This is a genomic window from Gordonia jinhuaensis (genome assembly GCF_014639795.1).
Classification (GTDB): domain Bacteria; phylum Actinomycetota; class Actinomycetes; order Mycobacteriales; family Mycobacteriaceae; genus Gordonia_B; species Gordonia_B jinhuaensis.
On the sequence record NZ_BMGC01000007.1, the window covers coordinates 104,483 to 115,676 of the forward strand.

An 11,194-nucleotide genomic window follows, 5' to 3' on the forward strand; every position below is an offset into this window, starting at 1 on the left:
CAACAAGTCTTGACGGTCATGTAACACCCTCGTCATTATCCGGAACTTGGATAAGGTCATGGGCGCACCGCCGACGAGACCGATGATCGTGACACGCATCCGTGACATCGCACCCGATGTCCGCGAGTTCGAGCTGCGTGCGGCCGATGGCTCCGAATTGCCGTGGTATGAACCGGGTTCGCATATCGGGATCGAACACGAGGCCGGTGAACGACCAGAATTCAACGCCTACTCGCTGACCGACAGCGGCATCGCCCCACAGGCGTACCGGATCTCGGTCCTGCGGTGTGGTCACACCGACGATGCGGGGGCAACCGGCGGATCCGACTGGCTGCACGACAATCTCACCGAGGGAACCCAGGTCCGCGTACAGGGTCCGGTGTCGGCGTTCCGACCGGTCCCCAGTGCGCGCAACCATCTGCTGATCGCGGTCGGGATCGGCATCACCCCGATCCTGTCGCATCTGCGCGCCGCACGGCACTGGGGACGACCCATCACCGTTCTCTACGGCTACTCCCCCACCCGTGCACCACACCTGGACGAATTGTGTGCCGAGGCAGGCGACAACCTCCGTCTGACCTGTGGTCGCGCTGAGATCGCCGAGGCGACCGCAGAGCTGATGTCGGCACAACCGATGGGCACCTACGCCTACGCGTGCGGTCCGGCCGGCTATCTCGAGGACTTCGAGAAGATGGCAGCCGCCCTCGGCTGGCCGGAAGACCGTGTGCGCGTGGAACATTTCGCCGGCCTCGAGCTCGACGCGGGCGATCCCTTCACCGTCACGGTGTCCTCGACGGGTGAGCGGATCGACGTGCCGTCGGGTGTCAGCCTGCTCGACGCGCTCGACTCCCACGGCGTCACGGTGCCGAACATGTGCCGTCAGGGCGTGTGCGGACAATGCCGGGTACGGATCGCGTCGGGACGGGCAGTGCACCGCGACATGCTCACCACCGACGCACAGCGCCAACAGCATTCGCATCTCTATGCCTGCGTGTCGCGCGGCGTCGAGGACACCCTGGAGGTAGCCCTGTGAAGGTCGGGACGGGTAAGACCGATGTCACCGACGCCGTCGGCGCACCGGCACCGCTGTCCCTGCCTCGCTGGTCCGACCAGCTACCGACACCCGACCCGAGAGCCCTCGCTTACTTGGTGATCGGACTCGGCGAGGACGGCCCCGCACTGGCCGCCCAGTGGGCAGGACGACTCAACATGCCGTGCACCATGCTCACCGGCGACCGGTTCAGCGACGTCGACGCGGCGGTGTCGGCGGCACTCGACCGCCTGCTCGTGGGCCACCGCGTCTGCGCAATCGGGCCCGAGGCAGACCTCCTGCTCATCGCCTCACGATTGGACGCCGCGGGACTCATCGAGGCGGAGTACGCGATGTGCGCCACCTCCACCAGCGACCTCACCGTCTACTGCGTGCACTGTTCGGCGACGACCCGTACGGCCGCGCGTACCGGCGACATCGTGATCTGTTCTGGATGCCGCCGTCACCTCTACATCGATGCCCACGTCTCGCGACTGCGAGGCGGATATCTCGGAACCGACGCCTACGCTCAGGAGTTGCGATGACCGTCCCGTCGTACTATCCGTGGCCGTTCTCTCGTGGCGACAACACCTTTCGCTACTCGGTGAATGTGTCCAGAGCCCGCGAGCTCGCGCACACCGCCGTCGGGAGCTGGGGCCGTTACGTGGTGGAGGTCGAGAACGATCACGACTACATCAGCGCATGCCGTGCCCGGTCACGCATCCTCTACGAGGACCCTCGCCGACTACAGGTGCGCGATCACATGCGTCCGGCATGCTGGGACACGGTCATGTTCTATCTGCGCGAGCTGTGCGACGCCCGCCCCGACGTGATGTCGTTGCGCACCGACGGCGATCACCATGTGTGGACCAACGGTCTGCTCGAGCAGGAGGTCCGCTTCCGCTACGGCGACGACGACACCGTCCCGATGGGGCCACTCGGGTTCATCGGATCCCAGGTACCCGAGGACCTGCTGTTGCTGAGTGAGCGCGACGGCCAACTCTGGTTCGACGCCGGCATCGTGACCTTCGCAGGCAGCTGGTCGTTCGACTTCGACCTGGGCATGAGCTTCCATCAGATCCATTCGCCGATACCGCGTTTCACCGGGGAGGGGCATACCGGCGCCGCAGAGCGATTCATGATGTCGTTGACGCCCGACAACATCTACCGCCGCACGAACTGGACCTTCTCCTCGACCGGAACGCCGCGGCTGGACACGAGCCTGGAGGCGATGCCGAGCTGGGGCTGGGAGATGCCGGCGTTGATCGCCGCACAGGACTGGGGGCGCATCCAGTTGCGCATCGAGACCGAGCATTTCATCCGACTTCCGGCCAGCGGCGGACTGGTGTTCAGCATCCGCACCACGATGCTCTCACTCGCCGACATCGCCACGGTGCCCGAATGGTCACGTCAGTTGATCGACATCGTCACCGAATTGCCCGACGACATGGCCGAGTACAAGGGAATGACCGATTACCGGGCGCCGGCGATGGCCTGGCTTGCGCAGGCCGCCGGTATCAATTCCCCTGCCGCGGAGCACTATTCGACGTGCCGGGACTGCCGCCACCCTGGACGTATGCCGGCCGCCTCCACCCCGAGCTGCGCGGCGACCATCCGGGCCAGTCGTTCGACCACATCGACTCCCTCCGCACCGAGGTCGATGATGCCGGCGGCGTACGCGAGGTCGTAGCCGTCCATCGTGGCGAGGATGGTCTCGGCGATCGTCACCGAATCGGCCACCGGCGTGAACAATCCGTCGGCGACACCGTCGTCGATGGCCTCGACGAACGGACGCGCCCATTCGGCGTGGATCGCCGCAATCCGCTCACGCTGCCGCTCACTGCGCGCGGCCGATGAGCCGAATTCGACCCACAACCGGCTGCGCTGACGGAAGTCCCCGACGTCACCGTAGGCGGCCAGTGCCCGCATGATCCGCTTCCACGGATCACCGCCCCTGGCGCTGAGCTCCTGGATCTGACGCACCACCCCGAGGGTGTAGGCATAGAAGGCCTCGTCGATGAGCTGCTCGCGGGTGGCGAAGTGATGTTGCAGTGCCCCCACCGACACGCCGCACCGAGCGGCGACATCGGAAAGCCGAACGCTCGACACCCCGTGTTCGGCGATCAACTCGACCACCGCGATGAGGATCTCGCCTCGTCGCTCGTCGGTGAGCCCCGTCCCGCGCGTACCCATGGGCACCCACTCTAGGTGCCCACGGGCCATGCGGATGCGATCAGAGGCAGTCGGTCACCCGGATGCGCTCTGACCGGGTCGGATCACACGTGCCCGTCGGCCACCGGTACCTCGGCGGTGTCGGTGGTGATCGACGGACGCTGCTCGGGGTCGGGGCCCAGGCCCGCATACGCACGGCCCATTCGGCGGATGAACTGGTACACGCCGTCCTCATCGGGGGCGAGCGGACCGGCGATCGCGAACGGCGAGGCCAGACCGCGCTGCACTGATTCGCATGCCGTCCAGTCCTGTCGGTTGGTCAGATCCCAGAAGTCGACGGCGTATGCACCGTCGAAACCCGCGCGCTCCGCGGCCGCGACGGGAAAGGCCCATGAACACTCCACGAACGTCGACTCCGGCGTCAGTGGCCGCAGCGTATGGGTCATCACATAATCCGGATGCAGACTGATGAGGATGTTCGGGAAACACACGGCGTACATCACCGTGCGCATCCGGGTCTCGTCGAGTCCGGGGATCGGCACGCCACCCGAGCGCCCGTCCAGCGACATGGTCTGCGCGCGATCGTCGAGATCCATCCACCCGCCGATCCACTCACCGTCGGTGTCAACGTTCTCGCCGCTGTCGGGTGGGCTCACCCGACACAACTCCGGGTGGATCGACGGGCAGTGGTAGCACTCCTGGTAGTTCTCGATGATCACCTTCCAGTTGGCGGCGATCTCGTAGGAGTGAGTGGCAACGGTGCGCAACTCCTCGGGTCGGTATGGCGCGACCACACTCTCGAGGTCACGCACGTGATCGTCGAAATCGCCTGCGTCGCCGGATGGGTCGACGAAGATCCAGCCGTGCCAGTCGGTCACCGCGATCGGGACCAGGCCGAACTCGCTCTTGTCGAACCCGGCCACGTCACGAAAACCCGGGGCATTGCGCAGTCCACCGTCGAGTTTGAACGACCACGCGTGATACGGGCAGACGATCGAACGTCGTTGTGCAGTACCGCCACACGGGATGAGTTCGTGAGCGCGGTGGCGGCAGTAGTTGGCGTAGGCGCGGATCTGTTCATCCTCGTCGCGCACCAGCAGCACTCCCCCGGCACCGGTCTGCACCGAGAGCTGACTGCCGACTCGCGGGAGTTTGTCGGCGGTGGCCACACACATCCAGCCGGAGAAGATGTTGGCCTGCTCCCAGTCGAGGACCTCAGGACTGGTGTAGGCCGCCGGCGGCAGCATGCGGGCCTGTTCGAAGGGTGCGTAGGCGCGTGCCACCTCGTCGGCGCGCAGGGGCGCCGGGACGCCGCGCAGTGCTGGTGTGCTCACGTGGTACTCCTGATGTCGTTGTGTCTGTGGTGTTTTGTTGCGGTGGTGGTTTCACGCCTCGCCGGCGAAGACACTCAGATCGGCTCCATTGCCGCTTCTACGTCCCAGCCAACGGAATACGGCGAACCCGAGCGCGATCGCGATCATGGCCGCCGCGAGCAGGATGGTGGCCAGGGCGTTGAGCGCCGGTGTCGGTGAGGATCGTGCCGAGTTGTAGATGAGCACCGAGATCGGCTCCGTGTCGGCGCTGCCCGACAGGTAGCGTACGAGTACGAAGTCGTCGATCACGTCGGCGAACACCAGCACCGCGCTGGCCACGATCGCCGGTGCCAGCATCGGCAGGATCACCCGCAGCTGCGCCTGTAGCGGTGACGCCCCCAGATCCATTGCGGCTTCCTCGTATTGCGTGCCGATGGTGGCCAGCCGCGAGCGGACCAACACCGCCGGATACGACAGCTGGAAGGTCACCAGTCCGATGACCTGCGCGGAGGTACCCAGGCTCACCGGCAGGGCCAGGTTGGTCACCACGAACAGGATCGCCACTGCGAGCAAAGTTTCGGGGACCACGAACGAGATCAGGGTGATCCCGTTGACGCCCGAGGGAATCCGACCGCGCCACCGGTCGAGCCCGATACCGAGCGCAGCCCCCAGCGGGACGGTGATCAGCGTCGTCAGCAGGCCCAGCCAGAGGGTCTGCACGATCGCCGAGTGCAACGTGTCGTTACCGAGCACCGACTGGTCGGACCCGAAATACCACCGGGTCGAGAAGCCCTGCCAGACCGACCGCGAGCGACCGCTGTTGAACGAGAACAGGATCGCGATGACGATCGGCAGAAGCGACCACAGCAGGTAGAACGCGGTGATCGTGGCGAGTACCCGCGGCTTGCGCCACGGGTCATCCCACCAGCGTCGAATCCAGGTCACGGTGCACTCCTCACATCGCGAATCCGTCGGACCGGGAGACCGATCGGATGTAGTACAGCATCGGCAACAGGCACACCAGCAGCACGAGGAGCACAAATGCGCCCGCCTGCCCGGTCTGTCCGGGCGTCAGGACCGTCTCGTTGATGAGGTTGCCCACCATCGATGTGCGCGGTGATCCCGAGAGCAGGTCGTTGGTGAAGTAGTCCCCCAGCATCGGCAACGAGGTGAGCAGAAGGCTGGCGATAATGATGGGTCGCGTCATCGGCAGGGTGACACGGAAGAACGCATCGGTGCGACTGGCCCCGAGGTCGCGCGCCGCCTCGATCGCCAAGTCGGGCAGCCGGCTCAATCCGGCGACCAGCGGCACCACCATGTAGGGCACATATCCGTAGACCAGACCGAGGATCACCACGAACGCACGTCCGGAGAGCCAGTCGATATGGGTCGGCAGCAGTCCACCCAGACTCAGCACCTTGTTGACCAGTCCGTCGACGGCGAGCAGATTCACCCACGCGAGCATCCGCATCATGTAGCTGATCCAGAACGGCGCGATGAGCAACGCCAGCAACGGCCCTCGCCACCGGCCGGCAAGTCGCGCGACGAAGTAGGCGATCGGCAGCGCGACGAACACGCACACCACACTCGCCACCGCCACGTAGACCAGGGTGCGCAGCAGGGCCGGCCCGAAGATGCCTTCGGGGCCGACGATGTGTCGCAACACGTAGGTGAACTGCGCGGGATCCCAATAGCGCGGATCCCATTCCGGTGCCGCGGTGCGGAAGACCGGGTCGACATGTCCGAACACGACGGCGAGGACCACGTAGAGCGGTGCGATGAAAAATGCCAGCAACCACAGCGTCCCCGGCATCGCGAACGCGACACCCAGGTCCAGGCGCCGTCCGTGCCGTCGGCTTCGACGGCGCCCGTGCGGCCGCGCCTGCGTGGGTCCGTCGGTCGCAGCAGCAGTATCAGGCGGTGACGTGCTCGCCACGTCGGGCTCGACGCTCATGTCTCACACCCCCGCCTTGAACGACTGCCACACGGTGTGCCAGGCGGCATCATTGGCCGGGGCGAGTTCCAGCAGCCGGTACCCGCCGGTGAACCAGTCCTCACGCACCGCCGCCTGCGACAGGCTCTGCGGCAGATATCCCTGTGCGACGAGGGTGTTGGTGTCGAGAGTGCGCTGCGGGGGCTGATATCCGATGCTGGAGAAGTTCTTCGTGGCATTGTCGGTGTCGAGCATGTGCTGCAGAAACAGATGTGCGAGCACCGGGTTCTTCCCGCCGCGCATCACCACCATCAGGTCGTTGTCGACCAAACCCTTGCCATCCTCGGGGAACCAGTACCGGAGGATGTCGGCGGATTGCCCCTTGGGCAGGTAGTACTGCGCGTTGACGGCATCACCCGACCACATCTGCGAGATGCCGAGCTGACCTGCGGGCAACTGGGTGTACATATCCGAGGTGACCTTGGGGTTGGTCGCATTCTTCATATCCGACAGCCCCTGTGCCACCTTGTCGAGGTTCTGCTTCGAATCGGTGTTGACGTCATCGATTCCGTCACGCAGCAACACCATCGCCATGGCCGTGTGCCAGTCGTCGATCAGCCCGACCTTGTTCTTGTACGCCGGATTCCACAACGACTCGTACGGATTGCTCAGCGTCGAGATGTCCTCACCGATAGCGTCGGAGCTCCAGGCGATGCCGGTGGTGTACACGGTGTAGGGCACCGTATAGCGCCACTGCTGGTCGTACCACGGGTTGGTGAACGTCGGCCACACATTGTCGATGTTGCTCAGATAGGTGTGGTTGAGCGGACGGATCAGCTTGGCCGTCACCAGTTTCGAGATCTGGTCGTAGCTGGGGATGTAGACGTCGAAGGGAACCGCGCCGGTACGGATCTTGGCGATCGACTCGTCGGCGTCGTTGAAGGTCGAGACCTCCACCTTGACCTTGTACCGCTCTTCGAAACTCTTCACCACATCGGGTGCGATGTAGTCAGGATAGTTGTAGACGAGCAACGGCCCTTTCTCGGGTGCGAGTCCGTCGGCGATCGGCTGGTTGTCCGAGGCGATCGGCCACGTCACCGGGTGATCGGGGGAGGCGAGAGTCAGAGTCGTGGCGGTGGCGGAGTCACCACGCTTTGCGCATCCCTGCAGCGTGGCCGAGAGCACCGGCGCGCTTATTCCGAGAAGTGCTGCTGCGCGGAGGAATTCGCGCCTACTGGTCCGTGGCGACGGCATAGCGGAACCTCATCTGGCCGGACGGGAAGATCCCGTATCGCGAGTGTTGTGTCAGGCATCTGCGGCATCTAAGCTCGCCGAGAAGGCACCGACTGAACGCTCAGTCAATCTAACTTCTCCCGTCACTCCGGAGGTTTCGCGATGGTTACGTCTATGTCAGCTTCGGCAACACTCGACGCGGCCATCGCGTCGGAGAGCGACATCTTCATCCGTCGTCAGCCACGCGGCTCCGCGCTCGGCACCGCGGCCACCGACGTGCTCGCCGGCGGTGCCACGTCGAGTTGGCAGATCGCCGATCCCCAGCCGGTGTGGCTCGATCACGGTGCGGGCGGGCATATCTGGGATGTGGACGGCAACGAGTACGTGGATCTGCACGGCGGGTACGGCGCCGGGATCGCCGGTCATGCCCATCCGGCGATCGTCGCCGCGGTCACCGAACAGGTCTCCCGGGGCACGCACTTCGCTCAGCCGACCGAGGACGCCCTGTGGGTGGCCCGGTCGCTCGCGCAGCGATACGACCTGCCGCTGTGGCGATTCGCCAACTCCGGAACCGAGGCGACCATGGATGCGGTACATCTGATGCGGGCGGTCACCGGCCGCGACATGATCATCAAGGTCGAGGGCTGCTATCACGGCCACCACGACTCCGTTCAGGTGTCGGTGAGTCCAGACCTCGACGAAGCCGGTCCGGCGCACCGGCCCGAGAGCGTGCCATCGAGTACCGGCATACCCACGGCGATCACCGAGCTCACCCGCATCGTCGGCTTCAACGATCTCGACGCGGTGCGACGAATTCTCGACGAGAACCCCGGGCAGGTGGCGGGGATGATCGTGGAGCCGGTGATGATGAACGCCGGCATCATCACCCCCGAGCCCGGCTACCTCGCCGGGTTGCGCGACACACTGCACTCGGCGGGGGCGTTACTCACATTCGACGAGGTCAAGACCGGTTTCACCGCCGGTCCCGGCGGTGCCACCGCCCGCTTCGGTGTCCGTCCCGACATCATCTGTCTCGCGAAGTCACTCGGCGGTGGGCTCTCCACCGCAGCCATCGGCGGTACATCCGACGTCATGTCCGCCATCGCCGATGGCATCTACGAACAGGTGGGCACGTTCAACGGCAATCCACTGGCGATGGCCGCGGCGCGCGCCAACGTCTACCAAGTTCTCGACGACTCCGCATACCGCCACCTCGCCGACCTCGCCGCACACGCCAGTGCGGCGATCACCGACGTCATCGCCGCACACGGACTGGCGTGGCATGTGAAGTCGGTGGGCGCCAAGGGATGTGTGATCTTCTCCCCCACCCCGGTGACCGACTATCGCGAGTTCTTACAACTCGACGACCGCTGGGGACAGCTGCACTGGCTGATACAGCACAACGGCGGCGTCTTTCTGCCACCATGGGGCAAGGTCGAACAGTGGTTGCTCTCCGTGGCCCACACCCACGCCGACGTGGATCGTCTCGTCACCAATTTCGAACGCCTGGCGGTCATCGCCGAGGAGGTACTCGCATGATCACCAACGACGCCACGGCACCGACAGGCACTCCCCCGGGCGCACTGAGCCTGCGCGGAATACACAAGTCCTACGGCGAGGCGACGGCCGTCGCCGGCATCGACCTCGACATCGCCGCCGGTGAATTCTGTTCTCTTCTAGGCGCTTCCGGATGTGGCAAGACGACGACACTGCGCATGATCGCCGGCTTCGAGCGACCAGACGCCGGCACCATCACACTCGACGGCCGCGACATCACCGCATCGCCGCCACATCGGCGCGCGGTCAACACGGTGTTCCAGAACTATGCACTGTTCCCACTGATGACCGTCGCCGACAACGTCGCCTTCGGCCTGAAATACCGACGCGTGCGTGGTGCCGAGGCACGACGCCGCGTGGCCGAGGCACTCGACATCGTTCAGTTGCGCGCCCATGCCGATCGCCGGCCCGCCCAGCTCTCCGGCGGTCAGCAACAGCGTGTGGCGCTGGCCCGCGCACTGGTGTTGCGGCCGGCGGTCCTGCTGCTCGACGAGCCGATGGGGGCACTCGACGCCGCACTGCGCGCACAGTTGCAACTCGAGCTGCGATCGTTACAACGTTCGCTGGGAACCACATTCGTCCACGTGACCCACGATCAGCAGGAGGCACTGTCGATGAGTGACCGGGTGGCGGTGATGGCCGACGGCGTGATCCATCAGGTGGGTACGCCGCATGAGGTCTACACCGCACCGGCGACGGCATATGTGGCCCGATTCATCGGTCACGCAAGCCTTGTCGAGGCGACCGTGCTACGGGTCGATTCCGAACACGCGGTCTGTGAGGCGTTCGGCACGCTCGTCCATGCCCGAGCGGCCACCGGACTGTCCGCGGGGCCTGCCACCCTGATGATCCGCCCCGAGCAGATCACCCTGCGCGACCGTGGCGCGCCCGTGGACGCCGATCACAATCGGGTGGATGCCGTGGTCACCGACGTGGTGTACCTGGGGTCGAGTTCACAGGTGCACACACGCACCCCCGACGGCACGCGACTGACCGTGGAGGTCACCAACTCGGCCGCACCCGTATCACTGACCACCGGTTCCCCGGTGCAGTGTTCGTTCACTCGCGACGCGGTACGGCTGTTGCCCGACGACGTCGCGGCACGACCTCAGACCGACGCTCAGCTCGCCGAACGCATCAACCGCGGTAACTCGACGTCCAGCGCGGTCTCGGCATAGGACATGGCCATCTCATAGGCCACCGCGGGGGTCACCTCCGAGTCGGCGAGAGCGCACTGGATGGCCAGTCCGTCGAGCAGTGCGGTGAACGTGAGTGCGAAGTAGCGCGCGTTGACCTCGGGAATCTCACCCGACTCGATCCCCTCGCGGACCACGTCTTCGAGAAGGGCACGCCACTTGGTGTCCTGGAGCTTGCGCACCGCGGCGATCTCCGGATGCCTTGTGGCCATGGCCCATACGTCGAGCCACAGACCCCAATCACCCGGTGACTCGTCATCGGCCCGCGCCACGCAGCATGAGCTGACGATGCGGTCGATGCGGTCGGCGAATGCCGGCGCATTCGACATCGTCTCCGACATCGCGCGGTAGAACTCCTCCTCGTAGAGGGTCAGTGCTTCCACGAGCAACCGGTCGCGAGTACCGAAGTAGTAGATGACCAGCGCCGAGGAGACTTCAGATCGTTTGGCGACATCGGCGATACGCGTGTCGGCGAACCCACGCTCACACATCAGTTCGGCTGCCGCGGCGAGAATGCTGCGACGACGTTCTTCGTTGTCCTTGGTCGCACTTGCCGCCTCGGCCATCGACTTCCCATCCCTACTGGACCGCCGCGCGATCAGCACGGCGGTCGACTGTGAAATGCGTTGCACTACAGAGACTTCTACGGACAAGATTTCACACGCTTGTCACACGCCACATATTGCACGCACTATATCACGGTGATTCGATTGAACAGTCAGTCAAAGAGCTGACGATCCGACCGATCCCCGGGGGCAGC

At 65.1% G+C, this 11,194-nt stretch carries 10 protein-coding genes and 1 pseudogene; 5 read left to right on the top strand and 6 right to left on the bottom strand.

Features of this window, described 5'->3' with window-relative positions; genetic code table 11:
• Positions 1–82 precede the first annotated feature (82 nt).
• The 3 genes from IEW22_RS07295 to IEW22_RS20020 are packed head-to-tail and all read left to right on the top strand — an operon-like array spanning position 83 to position 2,720.
• Positions 83–1,033, top strand: coding sequence for a PDR/VanB family oxidoreductase (locus tag IEW22_RS07295; RefSeq protein WP_188585946.1), 951 nt, complete (start codon positions 83–85; stop codon positions 1,031–1,033).
• The gene (locus IEW22_RS07300; RefSeq protein ID WP_188585947.1) at positions 1,030–1,575 is read left to right on the top strand and encodes a dimethylamine monooxygenase subunit DmmA family protein; all 546 of its coding nucleotides are present in this window, start codon (positions 1,030–1,032) and stop codon (positions 1,573–1,575) included. The genes IEW22_RS07295 and IEW22_RS07300 overlap by 4 nt, the downstream gene beginning before the upstream one ends.
• Positions 1,572–2,720, top strand: a complete 1,149-nt coding sequence (locus tag IEW22_RS20020; RefSeq protein WP_308421373.1) for a heme-dependent oxidative N-demethylase family protein — start codon at positions 1,572–1,574, stop codon at positions 2,718–2,720. The genes IEW22_RS07300 and IEW22_RS20020 overlap by 4 nt, the downstream gene beginning before the upstream one ends.
• A gap of 32 nt (positions 2,721–2,752) precedes the next feature.
• Here IEW22_RS20020 and IEW22_RS07305 read toward each other — a convergent pair.
• From IEW22_RS07305 to IEW22_RS07325, 5 genes and pseudogenes are all read right to left on the bottom strand, one after another.
• Positions 2,753–3,253, bottom strand: a pseudogene (locus tag IEW22_RS07305) (TetR/AcrR family transcriptional regulator); the annotation flags it as partial.
• 53 nt (positions 3,254–3,306) lie between these two features.
• On the bottom strand, positions 3,307–4,536 hold the full coding sequence (locus IEW22_RS07310) for an aromatic ring-hydroxylating oxygenase subunit alpha (RefSeq protein ID WP_229742264.1): 1,230 nt from the start codon (positions 4,534–4,536) through the stop codon (positions 3,307–3,309).
• 51 nt (positions 4,537–4,587) lie between these two features.
• Positions 4,588–5,460 carry an ABC transporter permease gene (locus tag IEW22_RS07315; protein ID WP_188585949.1) on the bottom strand — a complete coding sequence of 291 codons (873 nt, stop codon included), beginning with the start codon at positions 5,458–5,460 and terminating at the stop codon, positions 4,588–4,590.
• Positions 5,461–5,470: 10 nt separating this feature from the next.
• On the bottom strand, positions 5,471–6,469 hold the full coding sequence (locus tag IEW22_RS07320; RefSeq protein WP_188585950.1) for an ABC transporter permease: 999 nt from the start codon (positions 6,467–6,469) through the stop codon (positions 5,471–5,473).
• 3 nt (positions 6,470–6,472) lie between these two features.
• A complete protein-coding gene (locus tag IEW22_RS07325; protein ID WP_188585951.1) occupies positions 6,473–7,702 on the bottom strand; it encodes a polyamine ABC transporter substrate-binding protein in 1,230 nt (409 codons plus the stop codon).
• 153 nt (positions 7,703–7,855) lie between these two features.
• Between IEW22_RS07325 and IEW22_RS07330 the strand changes: the two genes are divergently transcribed.
• Positions 7,856–9,220, top strand: coding sequence for an aspartate aminotransferase family protein (locus IEW22_RS07330; RefSeq protein ID WP_229742265.1), 1,365 nt, complete (start codon positions 7,856–7,858; stop codon positions 9,218–9,220).
• The gene (locus IEW22_RS07335) at positions 9,217–10,416 is read left to right on the top strand and encodes an ABC transporter ATP-binding protein (RefSeq protein WP_188585953.1); all 1,200 of its coding nucleotides are present in this window, start codon (positions 9,217–9,219) and stop codon (positions 10,414–10,416) included. Before IEW22_RS07330 ends, IEW22_RS07335 begins: the two co-directional genes overlap by 4 nt.
• Here IEW22_RS07335 and IEW22_RS07340 read toward each other — a convergent pair.
• Positions 10,359–11,000, bottom strand: a complete 642-nt coding sequence (locus IEW22_RS07340; protein WP_188585954.1) for a TetR/AcrR family transcriptional regulator — start codon at positions 10,998–11,000, stop codon at positions 10,359–10,361. The genes IEW22_RS07335 and IEW22_RS07340 overlap by 58 nt on opposite strands.
• Positions 11,001–11,194: the final 194 nt, after the last annotated feature.